This is a genomic window from Lysinibacillus phoenicis (genome assembly GCF_047238325.1).
Lineage (GTDB): Bacteria > Bacillota > Bacilli > Bacillales_A > Planococcaceae > Lysinibacillus > Lysinibacillus irui.
The window spans coordinates 3,502,007-3,523,207 of record NZ_JBDFMP010000002.1; the positions used below are offsets into that span (position 1 = coordinate 3,502,007).

Below are 21,201 nucleotides of genomic sequence, written 5' to 3' on the forward strand. Positions count from 1 at the left end.
CAGCACAAATGTCAAATATCTCGTTATCGCTGGAACAGCTAACACCTGAAACAGCAGCAGCTGTTAAAGAACAATTAAGAGACCATGTAGAGATACAGCAAATTGCCAATCAAATCAATATAAAAAACCAGATAGAGCTAATGGCATTGGGAAAAGAACCAGCGACAAAATTAGCAAAGTTCTCTGATCAACTATTAGATATCGTTACCCGCTCTGCCTCTTTTGAATCAAATACATTATTTAAGCAGCTTGAAACTTTAATGTTGTCATTTGACAAAAAAGATTTTGCTGAGCAAAGAGGGTTCTTTAAAAAGCTCTTTGCACGTAAACCTAAAAATGATGACGATCTATTTGAAAAATACAATGTACTTGGTAGAGATATTGAGAAAATTCATTATCAATTTGTGCTTATGGAAGAAGAATTAGCTAAGGATAATCGAATACTTGCACGATTATATAATGAAGATTTAACGTACTATCTAGAGCTGGAAAAATATATCGTAGCAACAGATATGAAATTACATGAAGTACAAACAACATTAATCCCTATGTATGAAAAACAGGGAGAGGCAGGCAATCAGGTAGCAAAAATGGAGCTGAATCGTTTGCAAGCTATTGCCGAGTTACTCCAGCAGAAAATAGACGAGTTGGAAAAGTCGCGTATGGTGGCCATTATAACTGCCCCTCAAATTGACATGCTGCGAAATGGTAACAGTGAGTTGATTGAACAAATTAATGGGGCTTTTGTTAAAACCATTCCTGTTTTTAAAATGGGTTTGATGAATGCAGTTAATGAAAGACGTCAACAATTACAAAGTCAATCAGCATCTGCCTTTGAAGACCGTATGAAGCAATTTGGGGGAGCCAGCAAGGAAGCGGTTCAATTAAGTACTGCTATGGCTCAACAATCTAGCACAACGCAGAGCCTAGAAGAAATGTGGGATATTATTGTTTCAGGTATTGCAAATTATCAGCATTTACGTGATGAGCAAACCATTAAGCGTCAGCAAGCAGAGCAACAACTGTTAACATTGCGGCATTAATTCACTTCCTCTAAGTAGATTACTACTTGGGGGATTTTTTGTATGTAAATACAACAGATTTCTTTTTCTAGGGGGCGAGGTATTCAGCGGGTGTTCAAAACCCGCTGAATAAAATAATCTACCACCCTAAAATGCTAACTAGATGAACTCTTCTTCAAATTCTACATTAATTTCATGTCCATGGTAGCTTTGGTAAGACACGATAAGCGTGTCTAGATGCTCTAGATTTTCTTCATAATCTAATATGCGCGATAAAATATAAAGTAAATGATAGCTAGAAAATTCTGTATCGCCCTCTTCGCGAGCAAAGTTAATTTGCTTGATGAAAATTTCCATTAGCTCATTGCGTTGGACATAGTCAATGCTTTTGCTCCACTCTGAATGCTCAGGCTTAAGTTTCCCTGTATATTTTAAGAGTAATTGCTCATGGTAAGTTAGCAAGGAATCAAGTCGCTCTTGAATCATTAAGTGAAATTGTGTAGGTAGCTGAGCTAGTTCATTTTCATGGTTATGCAACCGCTGAAGCAGTTCTAAACTTTTTTTGGAAGTTAAAATCATTTGACGATAGACCACTAGTTTACGTGCTTTCACATACTTTTTATTTTTTAAGTAATTTCGTTCTTCCTTATATAAATCGTACAATGTATCCACTCGTAACATACGACTTTTAAATTTACTTAATGCTGCCTTTGTAGAGGTATGTTCAGAAGCCTGACGTACAGCAAGTCGTGTCCAACGAATAATATCATCCTGTAAAATATAGATTTTGCGGAATAGTTTTACCTCGTATTTTGGTGGTAGGAAAAATAGGTTAACAACAAATGCTGCCAACACCCCAACCAAGATTGTCACAAAGCGTATTAAACCAAACGTTAAAAAGTCATCGCCTTGAAACTCCATAATAGCTACGACTGACACCAATGCCAGCGAAAGTGATTTTTCAAGTTTAAACTTTAACATTAAACCAATAGCAATTATGACAGCTATACCAATGGCTACAACATGATGGCCAAAAAGTAAGCCGAAAATGACAGCAATTGTCGCTCCTATAATATTTGCTTGTACTTGCTCTACAATGGTTTGATAAGAACGATAAATAGAAGGTTGAATCGCAAAAATGGCTGCAATTCCAGCAAAAACAGGTGAAGGTAGTTTTAATAACTCTGCAATAAACAGGGCAAAAACGATAGCAACACCAGTTTTAAATACACGGGCACCTAATTTCATAAAGATGTCCTTTCTGTCTAATATTTTTTTAGTTTCTTTACATTATAGAAGGAAGTGCACATAAAATACATAGATTTGCATGCATGAATAAGAAAAAGGCGACTTAACTCGTAAGTCGCCTTTTTATTGACACATTATGACAATTGAGAAAAAGCATAATCTACAGCTTTAATGGTTTCAAGAATGTCTGCTTCTGTATGCTCAGTTGTTAGGAACCAAGCCTCATATTTAGATGGCGCTAAATTAATACCTTGTTCTAGCATTAATTTAAAGAAGCGCCCAAAGATTTCACCGTCAGAATTTTCAGCTTGCTCATAGTTTTCTACTTTCACATCTGTAAAGTAAATAGTTAGTGCTCCTTTAAGACGATTTAATGTAATAGTTACACCGTGTTTTTTAGCCGCCATTAAAATACCATTTTCTAAAATACCACCTAGTCGATCCATCTCATCGTAAATACCTGGTGTTTGTAGGACTTCTAGGCAGGCAATCCCAGCTTGCATTGAGGCAGGATTCCCAGCCATTGTCCCTGCTTGGTAAGCTGGGCCAAGTGGTGCAACTGTATCCATAATTTCTTTACGACCACCATAAGCACCGATTGGTAAACCACCACCAATAACTTTACCAAGTGCAGTCAGATCAGGTGTGAGGCCAAGTAAATTTTGAGCTCCACCATAGTGGAAGCGGAAAGCAGTGATAACCTCGTCGTAAATCGTCAATGCTCCTTTTTCTTTTGCGGTAGCATGGACCAATTCAAGGAAGCCTGGGTTTGGTTCTACAATCCCAAAGTTCCCTACGATAGGTTCGATTAAGATAGCCGCAATTTGGTCGCCCCATTTATTCATTGCCTCAGTAAAAGCTTCTGGGTTATTAAACGGTACTGTAATAACCTCCTCTGCTGTAGAAGTCGTCACACCTGCAGAGTCAGGAGTTCCTAATGTTGCAGGACCAGAGCCAGCAGCTACTAATACTAAATCGAAGTGACCATGGTAGCAGCCTGCAAATTTCATGATTTTTGTACGACCAGTATAGGCACGAGCAACACGAATGGTTGTCATAACTGCCTCTGTACCAGAGTTGTTAAATCGTACTTTATCCATAGAAGGAATAGCTTCTTTAAGCATTTTAGCGAATGTAACCTCATATTCAGTTGGGGTTCCGAAAAGTGTTCCGTTTTCTGCAGCATGTGTAATTGCCTTAGCAATATGGGGGTGACCATGTCCTGTCACGATAGGGCCATAAGCGGCTAGATAATCAATATAACGGTTGCCATCTACATCCCAAAAATAAGCACCTTTTCCTCGAGCCATTGCCACAGGAGAACCGCCACCTACTGCTTTATATGAACGAGAAGGGCTGTTTACACCACCAACGATGTGCTGTAACGCCTCTGCGTGTACTGCTTCAGATTTTGCGTGATTCATTGTATTGCCTCCTAACTTTTTATACGTAATCTATTGTAGACCTATCGTTGTAAGAAATCCAAAGAAATTAAGAGATATGACTTGATTTGTTACTTAGAGTAAAATAGAACCTACAAAGGAGGAGATTGTTATGACTTTACTGGAAGGACAAAAGGCGCCAAATTTTTCTCTAATGAACGAAAAGGGGGAAATGGTGCATTTATCTGATTTTAAAGGTCAGAATGTTATTTTATATTTCTACCCAAAGGATATGACACCAGGCTGCACGACAGAAGCATGTGATTTTCGAGATAAGTTTGAGGACTTCAGTCATTTAAATGCTGCTGTTCTTGGAGTAAGTCCAGATGATGCAACTAAACATACGAAATTTATTGATAAGCACGGCTTACCGTTCTCACTATTAGTTGATGAGGATCATGCAGTTGCTGAAGCATACGGTGTTTGGGTTTTAAAGAAAATGTATGGTCGGGAATTTATGGGCATAGAGCGTTCAACGTTTTTAATTGATACGGAGGGTAAGCTTGTAAAAGCTTGGCGCAAAGTACGTGTGAAAAATCATATTGAAGAAGTTTATGCCTATTTAGCAGAACGGGAGGCAGAGAAATGAGAGTTTATTTTACATTTGAACCTAGACCGGATTTACGTGAGCCGTTGCTAACCGATTTTCCACAGCTTGATTTTGTATTTGACAGTGGATTATCAAATGAAGAGCTTCAGCAAGCTGATATTTTAGTTACATATGGTGAAGATTTAACAGAAGAGAATATCCAATATGCAACTAAGTTGAAATGGATTTTCGTTGCTTCAGCAGGTATAGAAAAAATGCCAGCCCGAGCTATTATGGAACGTGGTATTTTAGTTTCCAATGTACGGGGAATTCATAAAACACCAATGGCAGAATCAATGCTAGCCCATATTTTAGCGATTAAACGTGCTTTGCCTTGGATGTATGAGCAACAAAAGAAAAGTGAATGGTCCAAAAAAGCAAAGCAAACCGAATTACGAGATAGCACAGCGCTAATTTTGGGGCCAGGTGCTATTGGCTCGGAAGTTGGACGTTTATTGCAGGCTTTTGGAGTAACGACGATTGGCTGCAACCGTTCGGGGAAAGAAGCGGCCTATATGGATAGTATGATTAGCTTTGCCCAATTAAAAGAAGCCTTACCCAATGCGGATATCGTCATTTCTGTGTTACCAAAAACACCAGAAACAACGCATTTATTAAAAGAAGAGCATTTTGTTGCCATGAAAAGCAGTGCTATTTTCATGAATTTTGGTCGAGGGAACTTGGTTGATGAGAAGGTGCTCATTCAAGCAATTGCAACAGAGCAAATTGGCTACGCTGTTTTAGATGTATTTGAAGTAGAACCTTTGTCATCGGATAGTCCATTATGGTCCTTCTCAAATGTTATTGTATCGCCACATATTTCAAGTCATTCTTCTCGTTATGTTGAACGAAGCTTAGAGATCTTTAAGCCAAGTCTGACAAAATGGCTGAAGGGCGATACTGATTTAGAAAATGTTATGGATTTATCAAGGGGATATTAAGGGATAGCCATTGTTAGAAGAAGGATAAAGAGTATGTGATTGTTGACGAAGTAGTGCGAATTGGATACACTAATTATAACAATTATAAATTAATAATACTTATGGAAGAGGTGCATGACGATGTCTGCAACGCATTTACAGGATGCACTGGACACGTTAAAAACAACTGGTGTACGTATTACTCCTCAGCGTCATGCTATTTTGGAATATTTGATTCAATCAATGGCACATCCTACTGCCGATGAAATTTATAAAGCACTTGAGGGCAAGTTTCCTAATATGAGTGTAGCGACTGTTTATAACAACCTGCGCGTATTTCGTGAGGTGGGTCTTGTGAAAGAGCTGACTTATGGAGATGCTTCAAGTCGCTTTGATTTCGTGACAAATGATCATTATCATATGATTTGTGAATGCTGTGGCAAGATTGTCGATTTCCATTATCCTGGACTCGACGAAATTGAGCATTTTGCATCTCAGGTAACTGGCTTTGATGTGCACTCGCATCGTTTAGAGATATACGGCACTTGTCCATCATGTAAAGAAGTAACTGCTAAAATACAATAAAATCCTAGCTCTTAATGGGCTAGGATTTTTTTGCTTTATGATTATAGGATTGATCGAACTCTTTACCTTCTAGAGAAGGATCAAGTGTTAAAGGCTCATTGCAGTACATGCACATATCTACACGACCTAATACTTTTGTGTGTTTATGACAATTCGGGCATTCAACTTGTACAGCTCTTGTTGACAATAATCCTATCCATGCATATACAACTGTACTTCCGATAATACATAAAACCCCAAGTGTCATAAAAATTAAAACTAGTATCGGGCTATTTTTAAAGAAAATACCTCCATACATAACAATAAAACCGATAAAGATTAGTGCTAATGCGAATGAACGAATTTTATTAATTTTACTTTTATAAGGTTTCATTTTTCATCTTGCCTCCCAATCTAAAATCTACTATAACATATAAGGGCAAAGTATTTTAGCTTTGAGATGGTTGAAAGAAGGAATACTTTTAGAGTATGTCGAATTTTTAACGGAACAATGGAATCTACATGAAAAAGGGGGGCTGAACATGGAGCAAGTCTTGCGTCCAATATACCAAGAACGTGCAAGTCAGTCGAACACACTAGGCGTCATTTTAGTGGAAAAGCGTGAGGAAAAAAGTAACGTTACAGATACTTTTGATACAGTATTACTAATTATCGTAAAAGAAGCAGAGCAGCCTGTCTTTTCGAAACATTACCTATATGAAGGAAATAAAGTTGCTCTACATACTGTTACGGAGAAATTAATAAGAAAATGGTTGCTTATTGGTTCTAATAAGAAGGTAGTCGATTGGATTTTCTTTGGAAGAGTTTTATTTGATCGTAATGAATTTTTGCATAAATTAAAAATAGAATTGCAGGAATTCCCTTACAGTGGACGTAAAATTAAAACTGGTATCCAATTTTCGAAGTTGATTCGTCGTTATCTAGAAGGGAAAGAGTACTTTGATAAAGGGAGTTACTTGGATGCTTATAATCATGTGGTTGATTCCCTACATCATTTAGGCCGTCTCTCTATTATAGATAGTGGATTGTACCCTGAAGTAACGGTCTGGGCACAGGTAAAAAAAATCGAGCCAGCCATCTATAAATTATATGAAGAGCTTGTCACAAGTAATGAGCCGATAGAAAAGCGCTTAGAGTTATTATTTTTAGCAAGTGAGTTTTTAATACATTCTCGTACACGCGATGGAGCACAGCATATTTTAGAAGTCATGCAAACAAAAGAAATGTGGACTATTCAGGAATTGCATGATCATCATGAGCTCATGAATTACTCAGTAGATTTAGAAGTGTTTGTAGAGTATTTAGTGGATAAAGGCTATATTCAAATAGAACCAATTGCTGCGAAAAGTGATATGATTTTTCACCGTCATTACAAGGTAAATAAAGAAGCTCTAGAAATGGAGCTATGACTGTAGTATGCTTGTAATCGAGGTATTTAAAAATACCTCGATATTTTTTTAGAAAAATAGTTGACGAATAATATCTTGGTATTGTATTATATTAATTGTCGCTAAGACATAACAAAAACTCAATGAAAAACACAAAAAACTTTTTTAATAAGTAGTTGACATGATTTGAGTGAGATGTTAATATAAAGAAGTCGCTGAAAAACGACTTAAAAATGAACCTTGAAAACTGAACAAGCAAAACGTAATCAATAAAGTTTTAAGTAACTAGTTTCGGCTAGTGAACAAAACAAAATTTTGGACATCAAAATTGATGCCAGCAAAACAATTTGAGCTAATCAAATTTCTTTTATGGAGAGTTTGATCCTGGCTCAGGACGAACGCTGGCGGCGTGCCTAATACATGCAAGTCGAGCGAACAGAGAAGGAGCTTGCTCCTTTGACGTTAGCGGCGGACGGGTGAGTAACACGTGGGCAACCTACCTTATAGTTTGGGATAACTCCGGGAAACCGGGGCTAATACCGAATAATCTGTTCCACCTCATGGTGGAACACTGAAAGACGGTTTCGGCTGTCGCTATAAGATGGGCCCGCGGCGCATTAGCTAGTTGGTGAGGTAACGGCTCACCAAGGCGACGATGCGTAGCCGACCTGAGAGGGTGATCGGCCACACTGGGACTGAGACACGGCCCAGACTCCTACGGGAGGCAGCAGTAGGGAATCTTCCACAATGGGCGAAAGCCTGATGGAGCAACGCCGCGTGAGTGAAGAAGGTTTTCGGATCGTAAAACTCTGTTGTAAGGGAAGAACAAGTACAGTAGTAACTGGCTGTACCTTGACGGTACCTTATTAGAAAGCCACGGCTAACTACGTGCCAGCAGCCGCGGTAATACGTAGGTGGCAAGCGTTGTCCGGAATTATTGGGCGTAAAGCGCGCGCAGGCGGTCCTTTAAGTCTGATGTGAAAGCCCACGGCTCAACCGTGGAGGGTCATTGGAAACTGGGGGACTTGAGTGCAGAAGAGGAAAGTGGAATTCCAAGTGTAGCGGTGAAATGCGTAGAGATTTGGAGGAACACCAGTGGCGAAGGCGACTTTCTGGTCTGTAACTGACGCTGAGGCGCGAAAGCGTGGGGAGCAAACAGGATTAGATACCCTGGTAGTCCACGCCGTAAACGATGAGTGCTAAGTGTTAGGGGGTTTCCGCCCCTTAGTGCTGCAGCTAACGCATTAAGCACTCCGCCTGGGGAGTACGGTCGCAAGACTGAAACTCAAAGGAATTGACGGGGGCCCGCACAAGCGGTGGAGCATGTGGTTTAATTCGAAGCAACGCGAAGAACCTTACCAGGTCTTGACATCCCGTTGACCACTGTAGAGATATAGTTTCCCCTTCGGGGGCAACGGTGACAGGTGGTGCATGGTTGTCGTCAGCTCGTGTCGTGAGATGTTGGGTTAAGTCCCGCAACGAGCGCAACCCTTGATCTTAGTTGCCATCATTTAGTTGGGCACTCTAAGGTGACTGCCGGTGACAAACCGGAGGAAGGTGGGGATGACGTCAAATCATCATGCCCCTTATGACCTGGGCTACACACGTGCTACAATGGACGATACAAACGGTTGCCAACTCGCGAGAGGGAGCTAATCCGATAAAGTCGTTCTCAGTTCGGATTGTAGGCTGCAACTCGCCTACATGAAGCCGGAATCGCTAGTAATCGCGGATCAGCATGCCGCGGTGAATACGTTCCCGGGCCTTGTACACACCGCCCGTCACACCACGAGAGTTTGTAACACCCGAAGTCGGTGAGGTAACCTTTTGGAGCCAGCCGCCGAAGGTGGGATAGATGATTGGGGTGAAGTCGTAACAAGGTAGCCGTATCGGAAGGTGCGGCTGGATCACCTCCTTTCTAAGGATTATTTCGGAATACAAACCTAGGGTTTGTAAGATTACGTTTTGCGTTCAGTTTTGAAGGTTCATTCTTCCGAATGAAATACTTCAAAACTTGTTCTTTGAAAACTGGATAAAACGACATTGAAATTGTAACAAACACATTTATTTTTTAAGTTTTTTTATAGGCTTAATAACATTAGTAAGGTTTCAAGACACGAGCAGTTCTAGGAAGCAATCGAGTGAATGAAGGAGCGTACTTCAGTACGTGACTGATTGAACGAGTGAAGCTGACAACGAAATGCGATGTGTATTGAAAGCTGTAGGTTAAGTTATTAAGGGCGCACGGCGAATGCCTTGGCACTAGGAGCCGAAGAAGGACGGCACTAACACCGATATGCTTCGGGGAGCTGTAAGTGAGCTTTGATCCGGAGATTTCCGAATGGGGGAACCCACTACGTTTAATCGCGTAGTATCTTGACGTGAATACATAGCGTCTTGAAGGCAGACCCAGGGAACTGAAACATCTAAGTACCTGGAGGAAGAGAAAGAAAAATCGATTCCCTGAGTAGCGGCGAGCGAAACGGGAAGAGCCCAAACCAAGAGGCTTGCCTCTTGGGGTTGTAGGACACTCTATACGGAGTTACAAAAGAGCGAGTTAGATGAAGCGACTTGGAAAGGTCCGCCAGAGCAGGTAAAAGCCCTGTAGTCGAAAGTTCGTTCTCTCCTGAGTGGATCCTGAGTACGGCGGAACACGTGAAATTCCGTCGGAATCCGGGAGGACCATCTCCCAAGGCTAAATACTACCTAGTGACCGATAGTGAACCAGTACCGTGAGGGAAAGGTGAAAAGCACCCCGGAAGGGGAGTGAAAGAGATCCTGAAACCGTGTGCCTACAAGTAGTTAGAGCCCGTTAATGGGTGATAGCGTGCCTTTTGTAGAATGAACCGGCGAGTTACGATTACGTGCAAGGTTAAGCTTTAGAAGGCGGAGCCGCAGCGAAAGCGAGTCTGAATAGGGCGAAATAGTACGTGGTCGTAGACCCGAAACCAGGTGATCTACCCATGTCCAGGGTGAAGGTAAGGTAACACTTACTGGAGGCCCGAACCCACGCACGTTGAAAAGTGCGGGGATGAGGTGTGGGTAGCGGAGAAATTCCAATCGAACTTGGAGATAGCTGGTTCTCTCCGAAATAGCTTTAGGGCTAGCCTCGTGATGAGAATACTGGAGGTAGAGCACTGTTTGGACTAGGGGGCCATCCCGGTTTACCGAATTCAGACAAACTCCGAATGCCAGATATTTATACACGGGAGTCAGACTGCGAGTGATAAGATCCGTAGTCAAAAGGGAAACAGCCCAGACCACCAGCTAAGGTCCCAAAGTAATCGTTAAGTGGAAAAGGATGTGGCGTTGCACAGACAACCAGGATGTTGGCTTAGAAGCAGCCATCATTTAAAGAGTGCGTAATAGCTCACTGGTCGAGTGACGCTGCGCCGAAAATGTATCGGGGCTAAACGATTCACCGAAGCTGTGGATTGACATCTACGATGTCAGTGGTAGGAGAGCGTTCTAAGTGCGTTGAAGTCAGACCGGAAGGACTGGTGGAGCGCTTAGAAGTGAGAATGCCGGTATGAGTAGCGAAAGACGGGTGAGAATCCCGTCCACCGTATGACTAAGGTTTCCTGAGGAAGGCTCGTCCGCTCAGGGTTAGTCGGGACCTAAGCCGAGGCCGACAGGCGTAGGCGATGGACAACAGGTTGATATTCCTGTACCACCTCCTCACCGTTTGAGAAATGGGGGGACGCAGTAGGATAGGGTAAGCGCGCTGTTGGTTATGCGCGTCCAAGCAGTAAGGCGTGTGTGTAGGCAAATCCGCACACTGTAACGTTGAGCTGTGATGGCGAGTCCATATGGACGAAGTTCCTGATTTCACACTGCCAAGAAAAGCCTCTATCGAGGTGAGAGGTGCCCGTACCGCAAACCGACACAGGTAGTCGAGGAGAGAATCCTAAGGTGTGCGAGAGAACTCTCGTTAAGGAACTCGGCAAAATGACCCCGTAACTTCGGGAGAAGGGGTGCTCTTGAGCGTGCAAGCGCATGAGAGCCGCAGTGAATAGGCCCAGGCGACTGTTTAGCAAAAACACAGGTCTCTGCAAAACCGTAAGGTGACGTATAGGGGCTGACGCCTGCCCGGTGCTGGAAGGTTAAGAGGAGTGGTTAGCGCAAGCGAAGCTGCGAATTGAAGCCCCAGTAAACGGCGGCCGTAACTATAACGGTCCTAAGGTAGCGAAATTCCTTGTCGGGTAAGTTCCGACCCGCACGAAAGGCGTAACGATCTGGGCACTGTCTCAACGAGAGACTCGGTGAAATTATAGTACCTGTGAAGATGCAGGTTACCCGCGACAGGACGGAAAGACCCCGTGGAGCTTTACTGTAGCCTGATATTGAATTTTGGTACAACTTGTACAGGATAGGTAGGAGCCAGAGATCTCGGAGCGCCAGCTTCGAAGGAGGCGTCGGTGGGATACTACCCTGGTTGTATTGAAATTCTAACCCATGCCCCTTAGCGGGGCAGGAGACAGTGTCAGGCGGACAGTTTGACTGGGGCGGTCGCCTCCTAAAAGGTAACGGAGGCGCCCAAAGGTTCCCTCAGAATGGTTGGAAATCATTCGTAGAGTGTAAAGGCACAAGGGAGCTTGACTGCGAGACCTACAAGTCGAGCAGGGTCGAAAGACGGGCTTAGTGATCCGGTGGTTCCGCATGGAAGGGCCATCGCTCAACGGATAAAAGCTACCCCGGGGATAACAGGCTTATCTCCCCCAAGAGTCCACATCGACGGGGAGGTTTGGCACCTCGATGTCGGCTCATCGCATCCTGGGGCTGTAGTCGGTCCCAAGGGTTGGGCTGTTCGCCCATTAAAGCGGTACGCGAGCTGGGTTCAGAACGTCGTGAGACAGTTCGGTCCCTATCCGTCGTGGGCGTAGGAAATTTGAGAGGAGCTGTCCTTAGTACGAGAGGACCGGGATGGACACACCGCTGGTGTACCAGTTGTCTTGCCAAAGGCATCGCTGGGTAGCTATGTGTGGACGGGATAAGTGCTGAAAGCATCTAAGCATGAAGCCCCCCTCAAGATGAGATTTCCCATTACGCAAGTAAGTAAGATCCCTCAAAGACGATGAGGTAGATAGGTTCGAGGTGGAAGTGTGGTGACACATGGAGCTGACGAATACTAATCGATCGAGGACTTAACCAAATTGTTTGAAGCAGTCAATGTACGTTTATCCAGTTTTGAAAGAATAAAATATTATAATATACTTGTAATTTTGATAAAATATGTTATAATAGGTATTGTCTTTCAAATAGTCTAGTGATGATGGCAAAGAGGTCACACCCGTTCCCATACCGAACACGGAAGTTAAGCTCTTTAGCGCCGATGGTAGTTGGGGGCTTCCCCCTGTGAGAGTAGGACGTCGCTAGGCTATATACTAAAATTATTCCGAAGTAGCTCAGTTGGTAGTAGCACCTGACTGTTAATCAGGTTGTCGCAGGTTCGAGTCCTGCCTTCGGAGCCATTCTTGGAGAGTTGTCCGAGTGGCCGAAGGAGCACGATTGGAAATCGTGTAGGCGGTTAACACTGTCTCAAGGGTTCAAATCCCTTACTCTCCGCCAGCACTTTGATTTATTCCAAACGAAGGCCCCTTGGTCAAGTGGTTAAGACACCGCCCTTTCACGGCGGTAACACGGGTTCGAATCCCGTAGGGGTCACCATTTAAATACCCAGATGGAGGATTAGCTCAGCTGGGAGAGCATCTGCCTTACAAGCAGAGGGTCGGCGGTTCGAGCCCGTCATCCTCCACCATATTTTTCATAACAACATAGTATTATCGCGGGGTGGAGCAGTGGTAGCTCGTCGGGCTCATAACCCGAAGGTCGTTGGTTCAAATCCGGCCCCCGCAACCAAATGGTCCCGTGGTGTAGCGGTTAACATGCCTGCCTGTCACGCAGGAGATCGCCGGTTCGATCCCGGTCGGGACCGCCATTTATTTTTTAAATATGGGTCAGTAGCTCAGTTGGTAGAGCATTAGATTGAAGCTCTAAGTGTCGGCGGTTCGATTCCGTCCTGACCCACCATATTTTTTTGCCGGTTTAGCTCAGCAGGTAGAGCAACTGACTTGTAATCAGTAGGTCGTGGGTTCGATTCCTATAGCCGGCACCATTTTCCCGGAGGGGTAGCGAAGTGGCTAAACGCGGCGGACTGTAAATCCGCTCCTTAGGGTTCGGCGGTTCGAATCCGTCCCCCTCCACCAGTTTTTTTTACTATAGGGGCATAGTTCAACGGTAGAATAGAGGTCTCCAAAACCTTTGGTGTGGGTTCGATTCCTACTGCCCCTGCCAATTAATTTTATGGCGATTGTGGCGAAGTGGTTAACGCACCGGATTGTGGTTCCGGCATTCGTGGGTTCGATTCCCATCAGTCGCCCCATCAAATATAAAATTAATAAACATCATAATACAATGGCGATTGTGGCGAAGTGGTTAACGCACCGGATTGTGGTTCCGGCATTCGTGGGTTCGATTCCCATCAGTCGCCCCATTGTTGGGGTATAGCCAAGCGGTAAGGCAACGGATTTTGATTCCGTCATGCCTAGGTTCGAATCCTAGTACCCCAGCCATTTTTGCGGAAGTAGTTCAGTGGTAGAACACCACCTTGCCAAGGTGGGGGTCGCGAGTTCGAACCTCGTCTTCCGCTCCAATATGATGGCGGCATAGCCAAGTGGTAAGGCACGGGTCTGCAACACCCTTATCACCGGTTCAAATCCGGTTGCCGCCTCCATATTTTATCTGATAATCGGTTTATCCGATTTTTTTTATCTCCATTATGCCGGTGTGGCGGAATTGGCAGACGCGCACGACTCAAAATCGTGTTCCTTTGGAGTGTCGGTTCGACCCCGACCACCGGTATCATTACGTATATATACGTTACATTTAGTAAGTTTAGAAAGCTCACAAACCTTGTACTATCAAGGTTTGTGAGCTTTTTGTATTTCCTAAGAGATTACAAGTTTTCAACTAATAGATAGATAAACGAAAAATCGATCTCAGCTTCGATTTCTCGAATATGTAAGAGCCTATTGGTGTTGACATTTATACTGTACGCGGATTGTTAGTTATCAATCTACGTACAGTTTTATTTATGTATAGGTTGATGGAATTGATGCGGATAAAATCAATATGCACAAGAGTTATTATTTTACTTCATTACGTTTATATCATCATAAACGTAATGAAGTAAGTAGGGAAAAAACGGTTATGTGGAAGAAAGAAGATGTTAAGAGTAAAGAAACTGCTAGGGCTTATTACTGTGTATAGTAGTAATCAAGAACAGTATTAGAGATTGTTCACACAGTAAAAGAGTAGGAAGTGGTAAAGAGATGCGTGTAAAAAAATCAAAGTTTCTTCTTTCCTATAAAGAAGAGGATGAATATCTGATTATTAATATTTATACGAATCAAATTTACGCACTAGATAAATTTAGTTCGTTTATTTGGGAAGAGTTAGATAGAACACCGATAATCTCTGATATTTCCAGATTAATAGCTAAAAAAACAAATGAAGATATTTTGATTATTCAAAAGGATTTAGATGGATTTTTAAATTCGTTGTCAAAAGGAGGGTTAATTAAATTTGTATAATTTTTTATATTTATACAAAGAATTAATATCTTTAGATTTCCAAATTCGAAGAAAAGGTTTTGATAAAGTCTTTAGAAGCTATATAAATAAATATTCTATAAATGGTTCTAATGAGGCTTTGACTGAGGAGAACTCTGAAGAGATTTTGGAATGGTTTATTCTTTTAGACCATGTTTGCTGTTGGTATCCTAGGAAAGCGGATTGTATACACAAAACTTTAATTGGTTATAAGATACTTCAATCTAAGTATGGTATACCAGTAAACATGGTAATAGGGATAAAAAAATTTCCGTTAGAGGCACATGCATGGATTCGGTATCAGGGACACAATTTGTTTGAAGAAATGGAAAATATTGATTCATTGAAAGTAATTATAGATTCTAACTCGTATATGAAGGAAGTTGAACCTAGTTGAATTGGTACTTATTTGAATTTATTAATAATTCGGAATGTGAAATAAATGATAATGGACATCTTAAGATCAACAGTAAATCAAAAGTAAATTATTTCAACACATCTTCACAGAACTTTGTTTTGAAAGCAGCATATGCTCAAAATACGACCCCATATGTGTTTTTTGAAAATAATGATGTGTTAATAGTGGGAGACATTGTGATATACAATATTTTGAATCATGGTGTATATGAAAATGTTGATTGGACAGAACAAGAATTACTCACTAATTTAATTTCCCTTTATAACACTTTTGGTTTGGATTTTGTGAAGCGTTTAGATGGCGAATTTTCATTTGTTCTATTTGATAAAAAGAATTTTACATTAATGGCTTGTAGAGATACCTTGGGGGTAAAAAGGCTCTTTTATTTAAAAACCGATACAAAATTAGTAGTTGCGAGCGATATCTTTCTATTGAAAAGTTATCTAAATACACCTGAGTTGAACGGTGTTTACTTTCAAGAATATCTAAATGCAAATGGAATTGTTGATTCCTATTTAACGCCATATAAAGACATCTTGCGTTTACCGAGTGGGAATATGTTTGTTTATGAAAATAAGGAAATTAACCTAATAAAGTATGTGAATTATGATGAATTATTTTCTGATAAATGGATGGTGAAGGAGACAACTATTAATCGGGAAGCGTTAATTGAAGAATTCGAAAGTATTTTGAACAAAGCAGTTTTGAGGAGAGTACACAAAAGCAAGCGAAATACGGTGTTATTAAGCGGTGGCTTAGATTCAACTACTATTTTTAATGTGTCAAAACGATTGGGGCAAAGATACGGAGAAATTAATTCGGTAAGCGTTGTTTTTGATGAATTAAAGGAATGCGATGAAAGTGCATATATAACGGAATTATTAGAACAATATAATTCTAAAGGTACTTTTCTAAATTATGATTCAGTATTGATGTATGAAGATCTTCGGAATAATATATTACGTTTTGACGAACCGTATGCTACTGCTCCTACATGTGAATTTATTTCTCCCTTAATAGAGTCAAGTGTAAACAATAATACATATAGTATCCTAACAGGTTATGGTGGTGACCAACTTTTAACGAATCCGCCGTATTTATTAAGAGATTACGTTAGAGAAGGAAAAATAAAGGATATGTTCGGCGATTTAACTAAATATTGTATGTATACAAATATGTCTGCTTTTAAAGGATTACGTGAGTACATCATTCAACCACATCCTTTTAGTAGAGCCACTAAAAATAAACGGAATCATGCTAGAAATTTATTTTATCAAATGTTAAATGCAAAAGCCAATCATTATATGGATAGGGCGATAGGTGGCTTTTATGGTGCGGATATAAAACATCCTTTTTTAGATAGGGAATTAATTTCTTTTATGATTAAAATCCCTAGTCATATTCTCTTTGATCCTTTCTACACGAAAAAAATTTTAAGAGACTCTCAGAAAAATAAGTTACCTGACAGTATTCGACTGCGTATAAATAAAACATCACACATTGCTCATACATTAAAGAGTATAAGGAAAAATTGGAATTCAATTTATTCTAATGTAAAGTCCCCTTTAGTTGTCTCAAAGTTAGGTCTTTGTTCAGAAGAGTTTTGGGAAGAAAATTTATATAAGTGGAGAAATGGTTTGTTGATAGATGAAGCTTTTTTATTACTGTTCTCCATTGAAGTATGGATTATGCAAGAAGTGAAATGAATCAATATTAATAAGGAGGTTGTTAGTGTAGGTATATTGTGCTATTTCTAAGGGTTACAGGAGGAAATAATTATGTTAATGACATATAGCAAACCAATGCTTTTAGATAGTGGAAATAGTTCGGAAATCATTAAAGGTCAATGTGGCTGGGGTAAAGAATTGCCATTTTTTGATGAAACAGGTGCTGTAAAAGGTAGTTATAGAAGACGTAAATATAGAACCGAACCATGTTATGGTTCTGGAGTTGTAAATATATGTTATGTTTGTAAGACTGAAACGGTTAGTTGTTCTGCAGAAAAAGATGACTGCTAACCTATAAATAGGTTAATACCAAAACTAGTTTATTTTATTTCGATGTTAACTGTAATTAATGTTCTACTTTTTTATTACATAAAAGTTGTAACAGGAATGTATAGTCAAGAACAGGTTTTGGTGAAGAGTCAGGTATGATGAATCATTATGGTTCTTTAGCAGAAAATAAATACAAAAACTAAATTTGCCCTATAGTAATAGCACAATACTCCTACAAAATGTGAAATGAACGTTTTCATATTTTTCTAACTGATAAATAAGGTATGATACTAATTTTCGTGATTGTATTTTTGATTTTCTTTTTTTATAATTTGACAAAATTAAGAAACTGCATTGATTTTCAGCGGAGATTTATACAGATTGAGCAAATAGATGTACTGGATAAGGAAAGAACATATTTGATTTCGGATGAAAATAACATTTTTGATAATTTATATGTTTTGAATGCTATTTATCGTAGAATTTCAAAAAAGAATGAAGTTATTTTGATAAAAGTGGTATTTGAAAACGATGACGAGATAAAAGTCGAACATTTGATGAAATTAAATCAATTGCAAATTGAAGAAATTCCAGTATTACTATATATGGGTGAAAAACATTATTGGGAAGATATAATGAATTTTTCCTCATAAGGTAAATCTCTTTGAAATGATATAAAATTTTGTGTGTATTTTACTATTAAAATCCTTGTATATTAAAGGATTTTAAAAGTGATTTGAAAGAAAATGAGGTGACTGAATATCATTATTGTTTATCTGGTTGTAGCAATGATTTTTCTAAAAAACGGATTCAATAAAGTTTTTAAAATTTATCATTATTATGTGGCGATAAATGAAAAAATAAAAATATCTCCGATATTCGTAAGCATTTTAGTGAGTTTAGATGTGCTTGTAGGTATCTCCTTATTAATTCAATTTGTGAATGTATACATATGTATGACCGCTGTAATGTTGCAATTATTCAATCTATTTTTACTGTTTAAACCTTCTAAAGGAGGAAAGACACGTAACTGCGGTTGTTTTGAAAACATACCTATCAATATAAATATAAAAAATTTAGGATTCAATTATGTGAAATTCACATTAATTTTCTTAATTTTTTTAGGAGAGATACTATGATTTATATTTTTTGTTATGGTTCTGCTTTAGTATTGATACTTTCTGGGGTTTCTAAATTAATCTCACATTCAAATACAAAGCAGTTTTTTTTAAAGTATATTCCTATCAATGATATTTTAATAACATTAGTGGCATTGTTATTCCCATTATTTGAAATTGTAATAGGTGTCAGTTTGTTTATTTATGCTCACCCTATACTTTATATTAGTGCCTTATCTTTAATCTTACTCTTTATCATTATTAATTCGTATGCACTTATTAATAAGATAGAAGAGGACTGTAAATGTTTCGGCAATTTAATTCCAACTAAGACAGGACTGGGTGGCTTAATACAAAGTGTATGCATGTTTTTCAGTATAGTGCCACTACTGTATTTTGATAAAGGTAATATGAATATACTTGACTTTGGCAATATATTTTATCTTGTACCTGTTCTTTTATGGTTCATCACTTTAATAATTATTAGAAGAAACGTAGAGGTGGTGTAACGATGGACACGGAATTCTATTATGCTTTCGTCATCATTTCTTGTGTATTAATCCTTAGTATTTTGATTTCATTAAGAACTAGACGAGTGTTAGATGTAGAAAAATGGGGACCGATGGAAAAATCTGTTTTTCCGTTGATTTCATTAAAGACCAAACAATTTGAATCTGTTAAAGTTCAAGATATTATGAATGAGGTTAATGTGCAGACTTTAGTATTTATTGATAGTCAGTGTTCTGCTTGTAAAGCAACATTAGCAAAACTCAATTTTTTAGTTCCTGTTAAAAAAGAAAAGTATATTTTTATAGCAACGGATACGATAGAAAATCGGGATAACCTGAGCTATTTAGAGGATGAATATATTTATTTTATTGAAGAAGAAATTCTATCTAATCAGTTAAAAATAGATGTTTTTCCATTGTATCTTGTTTTGAATACTAATAATTTTATAGTAGAGAAGAAAGGAATCGCAAGTTTAGAAAATCTTTTGGATGTGAATGACTATGAAGTTGAATGAATTAAAATTCCATGAGAAAGATCGACCTGTTAGAGACTTTTTCTATTCACAGTATTTTTATTTGAAAAATATTTGGAGAGAACAAAAGGGCATATTTCTTTTTTTAACTCTTTTAAGCATAATAACTTCTATTATGTTACCTTTAGAAATTTTGCTACAGAAAAGGTTGATAGATCAATTAACGGTGGTGCAGAAAATCCCTAATGAATTGGGATTTGTGTTAGTTCTCCTTGTAGCAATAACGTTTCTTAGTCTATTTGGACAACTATCTGGAAAAATTCAAGATTATCTATTTCGAAAAATTTCTTTAAGAGTGAATTATTTATTTAAAGCGATGTTAAACAAAAAAGTAACTAGCGTTTCTTTAGAAAACTTTGAGTCTAGCTTTTTTTACAATCAAGTGAATTTGGCAGCCAAAGCGTTGGAAGGAAATGGGATAGGTACAACATATTCATTTTTGCAGATCATTACAAGTGTATTTTCGTTATTTTCAGTTTTTGCGATTTTAACGGCTATTCATTGGACATTACCTTTAACTGTGCTTTTATCAACAATTCCAGGGGTTGTCATTGTTTTTTTTAGCAAACTTAAAAATTATAAAGTTGAAAAAAACGTTGTATTTAAAGAAAGAGAGCTTTCTTATACAGAATCCCTTTTTTTTGACAAAAGCTATTTAAAGGAAATTAAAGTGTATACATTGAGTGATTATTTATTGGAAAAATGGAAAAAACTTTATTTTTATACGATGAACAAGAGACTTGAAGTGACAAAGTGGGAACTGAAAAATAGTGCAGTGGTGATACTATTTGTAGGAGTTATCAATACAGGTGTATCTGTATTCTTTGTTTATCAACTAGTAGAGAACGCTTTAACAATAGGGAGCTATGTGGCGCTAACTGCAGCGATAATTACTTTGCAGGGCATTTTTGCTCAAATTGGTGCACATATAGCTTCTATATTTGAAGCAGCTATTTATAATAATGCATTAATCAAGTTGTTGAAAATAGAACATTTTGATGACGAAAAGAGAGAAGAAATTAATTCTATTGAAACGATTGATATTAAAAATGGCACTTTCAACTACCCTTATTCTGATATTTCAGTTTTTTCAAAATTGAACTTTTCAATACGAAGAGGAGAAAAAATTTCGATTGTAGGTGGAAACGGTTCAGGGAAAACAACACTCGCCCATTGTTTAGTAGGATTATTCAATTTGACGGAAGGAACGATTTTAGTAAATGGAGAAAATATGAACGACATTGAAAAATCTAGTTTACACAAACAAGTTGCTGTTGTTTTTCAAACATTCCCTAAATATATGTATTCGTTAAGAGAAAATATTGGTTTTGGCAATGTAGATGACATGGAGAATGCCCAGAAAATATGGGATGTCATAAGAAAAGTAGGATTGGAACATAAATTTTCAATCCATAATGTTGACTTAGATACTTATTTATCTAAAGAAATGGATGGAGGGATTGATTTATCTGGGGGAGAATGGCAAAAAATAGCTTTAGGACGAGCGCTAATGAAGGATGTTAGTTTGATTTTGTTGGATGAACCTACAGCGTCATTAGATCCTCATTCAGAATTAAAAACACTTGAATTATTCGATAGCATGACAGATGATAAAACAACGATTACGATTACACATAGAATCGGACCCACGAAATTATCAGATAAGATTATCGTAATGGATAAGGGGAAAATTGAGGAAATTGGTACTTTTGATGAATTAATAAATAATAAAGGATTATTTTATCGTATGCATCAAGCCCAATCCAAATGGTATGAGCGAAAGGAGCATTTTCATGAAACCGTTGAAACTACATGAGACACA

17 protein-coding genes, 16 tRNA genes and 3 rRNA genes are annotated in these 21,201 nt (G+C 38.9%); 33 read left to right on the plus strand and 3 right to left on the minus strand.

The genetic code is table 11. The features are described from left to right. Nucleotides 1-8: 8 nt before the first annotated feature. Entirely contained in the window at nucleotides 9-1,043 is a 1,035-nt protein-coding gene (locus tag ABC382_RS18905; RefSeq protein ID WP_322612018.1) for a toxic anion resistance protein, read from the plus strand. Nucleotides 1,044-1,181: 138 nt separating this feature from the next. Here the strand turns inward: ABC382_RS18905 and ABC382_RS18910 are convergent, their stop codons facing one another. Continuing rightward, nucleotides 1,182-2,270 (minus strand): FUSC family protein, encoded by a 1,089-nt coding sequence (locus ABC382_RS18910; RefSeq protein WP_274794490.1) that lies wholly within the window; start codon nucleotides 2,268-2,270, stop codon nucleotides 1,182-1,184. A gap of 134 nt (nucleotides 2,271-2,404) precedes the next feature. Continuing rightward, a complete protein-coding gene (locus tag ABC382_RS18915) occupies nucleotides 2,405-3,694 on the minus strand; it encodes a glutamate-1-semialdehyde 2,1-aminomutase (protein ID WP_412927014.1) in 1,290 nt (429 codons plus the stop codon). Nucleotides 3,695-3,824: 130 nt separating this feature from the next. Here ABC382_RS18915 and bcp point away from each other — a divergent pair, with 130 nt between their 5' ends. From bcp to perR, 3 genes are all read left to right on the plus strand, one after another. Beyond that, nucleotides 3,825-4,301: a thioredoxin-dependent thiol peroxidase gene (bcp, locus tag ABC382_RS18920; RefSeq protein WP_274794488.1), complete on the plus strand. Its 477-nt coding sequence runs from the start codon at nucleotides 3,825-3,827 to the stop codon at nucleotides 4,299-4,301. Next, on the plus strand, nucleotides 4,298-5,242 hold the full coding sequence (locus ABC382_RS18925) for a D-2-hydroxyacid dehydrogenase (protein ID WP_322612020.1): 945 nt from the start codon (nucleotides 4,298-4,300) through the stop codon (nucleotides 5,240-5,242). Before bcp ends, ABC382_RS18925 begins: the two co-directional genes overlap by 4 nt. Nucleotides 5,243-5,362: 120 nt before the next feature. Next, the gene (gene perR, locus ABC382_RS18930) at nucleotides 5,363-5,806 is read left to right on the plus strand and encodes a peroxide-responsive transcriptional repressor PerR (protein ID WP_274794486.1); all 444 of its coding nucleotides are present in this window, start codon (nucleotides 5,363-5,365) and stop codon (nucleotides 5,804-5,806) included. 19 nt (nucleotides 5,807-5,825) lie between these two features. Here the strand turns inward: perR and ABC382_RS18935 are convergent, their stop codons facing one another. After that, nucleotides 5,826-6,179, minus strand: a complete 354-nt coding sequence (locus ABC382_RS18935; protein WP_274794485.1) for a YgzB family protein — start codon at nucleotides 6,177-6,179, stop codon at nucleotides 5,826-5,828. 148 nt (nucleotides 6,180-6,327) lie between these two features. Between ABC382_RS18935 and ABC382_RS18940 the strand changes: the two genes are divergently transcribed. The 29 genes from ABC382_RS18940 (at nucleotide 6,328) to ABC382_RS19080 (ending at nucleotide 21,195) form a co-directional block, all read left to right on the plus strand. Further along, nucleotides 6,328-7,215: a nucleotidyltransferase-like protein gene (locus ABC382_RS18940; RefSeq protein WP_312507515.1), complete on the plus strand. Its 888-nt coding sequence runs from the start codon at nucleotides 6,328-6,330 to the stop codon at nucleotides 7,213-7,215. Between the two features lie 345 nt (nucleotides 7,216-7,560). Next, a 16S ribosomal RNA gene (locus ABC382_RS18945) occupies nucleotides 7,561-9,112 on the plus strand. 306 nt (nucleotides 9,113-9,418) lie between these two features. Further along, nucleotides 9,419-12,346 (plus strand): 23S ribosomal RNA (locus ABC382_RS18950). A 110-nt stretch (nucleotides 12,347-12,456) separates the two neighbouring features. Next, nucleotides 12,457-12,572: ribosomal RNA gene (gene rrf, locus ABC382_RS18955) — 5S ribosomal RNA — on the plus strand. Together the 16S, 23S and 5S rRNA genes with 16 tRNA genes alongside form the textbook arrangement of a ribosomal RNA operon. Nucleotides 12,573-12,588: 16 nt before the next feature. Beyond that, a tRNA-Asn gene (locus ABC382_RS18960) sits at nucleotides 12,589-12,665 on the plus strand. A gap of 5 nt (nucleotides 12,666-12,670) precedes the next feature. Beyond that, nucleotides 12,671-12,762, plus strand: a tRNA-Ser gene (locus ABC382_RS18965). A 24-nt stretch (nucleotides 12,763-12,786) separates the two neighbouring features. Continuing rightward, a tRNA-Glu gene (locus ABC382_RS18970) sits at nucleotides 12,787-12,861 on the plus strand. A gap of 15 nt (nucleotides 12,862-12,876) precedes the next feature. Further along, nucleotides 12,877-12,952 (plus strand) — tRNA-Val (locus tag ABC382_RS18975). Nucleotides 12,953-12,978: 26 nt separating this feature from the next. After that, nucleotides 12,979-13,053 (plus strand) — tRNA-Met (locus tag ABC382_RS18980). A 3-nt stretch (nucleotides 13,054-13,056) separates the two neighbouring features. Then, nucleotides 13,057-13,132, plus strand: a tRNA-Asp gene (locus ABC382_RS18985). Between the two features lie 16 nt (nucleotides 13,133-13,148). Continuing rightward, a tRNA-Phe gene (locus ABC382_RS18990) sits at nucleotides 13,149-13,224 on the plus strand. Between the two features lie 9 nt (nucleotides 13,225-13,233). Further along, nucleotides 13,234-13,309, plus strand: a tRNA-Thr gene (locus ABC382_RS18995). A 7-nt stretch (nucleotides 13,310-13,316) separates the two neighbouring features. Beyond that, nucleotides 13,317-13,400 (plus strand) — tRNA-Tyr (locus ABC382_RS19000). A gap of 14 nt (nucleotides 13,401-13,414) precedes the next feature. After that, a tRNA-Trp gene (locus ABC382_RS19005) sits at nucleotides 13,415-13,488 on the plus strand. Nucleotides 13,489-13,500: 12 nt separating this feature from the next. Beyond that, nucleotides 13,501-13,576 (plus strand) — tRNA-His (locus ABC382_RS19010). A gap of 35 nt (nucleotides 13,577-13,611) precedes the next feature. Then, nucleotides 13,612-13,687 (plus strand) — tRNA-His (locus ABC382_RS19015). A gap of 4 nt (nucleotides 13,688-13,691) precedes the next feature. Next, nucleotides 13,692-13,766: transfer RNA gene (locus tag ABC382_RS19020), tRNA-Gln, on the plus strand. 5 nt (nucleotides 13,767-13,771) lie between these two features. Continuing rightward, nucleotides 13,772-13,846 (plus strand) — tRNA-Gly (locus ABC382_RS19025). A 7-nt stretch (nucleotides 13,847-13,853) separates the two neighbouring features. Further along, nucleotides 13,854-13,927, plus strand: a tRNA-Cys gene (locus tag ABC382_RS19030). Nucleotides 13,928-13,974: 47 nt separating this feature from the next. Next, nucleotides 13,975-14,055 (plus strand) — tRNA-Leu (locus tag ABC382_RS19035). Between the two features lie 470 nt (nucleotides 14,056-14,525). Next, the gene (locus tag ABC382_RS19040; protein WP_322611156.1) at nucleotides 14,526-14,786 is read left to right on the plus strand and encodes a PqqD family protein; all 261 of its coding nucleotides are present in this window, start codon (nucleotides 14,526-14,528) and stop codon (nucleotides 14,784-14,786) included. Continuing rightward, on the plus strand, nucleotides 14,779-15,201 hold the full coding sequence (locus tag ABC382_RS19045) for a lasso peptide biosynthesis B2 protein (RefSeq protein WP_322611155.1): 423 nt from the start codon (nucleotides 14,779-14,781) through the stop codon (nucleotides 15,199-15,201). The genes ABC382_RS19040 and ABC382_RS19045 overlap by 8 nt, the downstream gene beginning before the upstream one ends. After that, nucleotides 15,198-16,928: an asparagine synthase-related protein gene (locus ABC382_RS19050; RefSeq protein WP_322611154.1), complete on the plus strand. Its 1,731-nt coding sequence runs from the start codon at nucleotides 15,198-15,200 to the stop codon at nucleotides 16,926-16,928. Before ABC382_RS19045 ends, ABC382_RS19050 begins: the two co-directional genes overlap by 4 nt. Before the next feature lie 72 nt (nucleotides 16,929-17,000). Next, nucleotides 17,001-17,240 carry a hypothetical protein gene (locus ABC382_RS19055; protein ID WP_322611153.1) on the plus strand — a complete coding sequence of 80 codons (240 nt, stop codon included), beginning with the start codon at nucleotides 17,001-17,003 and terminating at the stop codon, nucleotides 17,238-17,240. 398 nt (nucleotides 17,241-17,638) lie between these two features. Beyond that, the gene (locus ABC382_RS19060; protein WP_322611152.1) at nucleotides 17,639-17,872 is read left to right on the plus strand and encodes a hypothetical protein; all 234 of its coding nucleotides are present in this window, start codon (nucleotides 17,639-17,641) and stop codon (nucleotides 17,870-17,872) included. A gap of 123 nt (nucleotides 17,873-17,995) precedes the next feature. Further along, a complete protein-coding gene (locus ABC382_RS19065) occupies nucleotides 17,996-18,358 on the plus strand; it encodes a hypothetical protein (protein WP_412927258.1) in 363 nt (120 codons plus the stop codon). Continuing rightward, complete coding sequence (locus ABC382_RS19070) at nucleotides 18,355-18,846, plus strand: MauE/DoxX family redox-associated membrane protein (protein ID WP_322611151.1); 492 nt, start codon at nucleotides 18,355-18,357, stop codon at nucleotides 18,844-18,846. Before ABC382_RS19065 ends, ABC382_RS19070 begins: the two co-directional genes overlap by 4 nt. A 2-nt stretch (nucleotides 18,847-18,848) precedes the next feature. Further along, a complete protein-coding gene (locus ABC382_RS19075) occupies nucleotides 18,849-19,361 on the plus strand; it encodes a hypothetical protein (protein ID WP_322611150.1) in 513 nt (170 codons plus the stop codon). Further along, nucleotides 19,348-21,195, plus strand: a complete 1,848-nt coding sequence (locus ABC382_RS19080) for an ABC transporter ATP-binding protein (RefSeq protein WP_322611149.1) — start codon at nucleotides 19,348-19,350, stop codon at nucleotides 21,193-21,195. The genes ABC382_RS19075 and ABC382_RS19080 overlap by 14 nt, the downstream gene beginning before the upstream one ends. Nucleotides 21,196-21,201 lie beyond the last annotated feature (6 nt).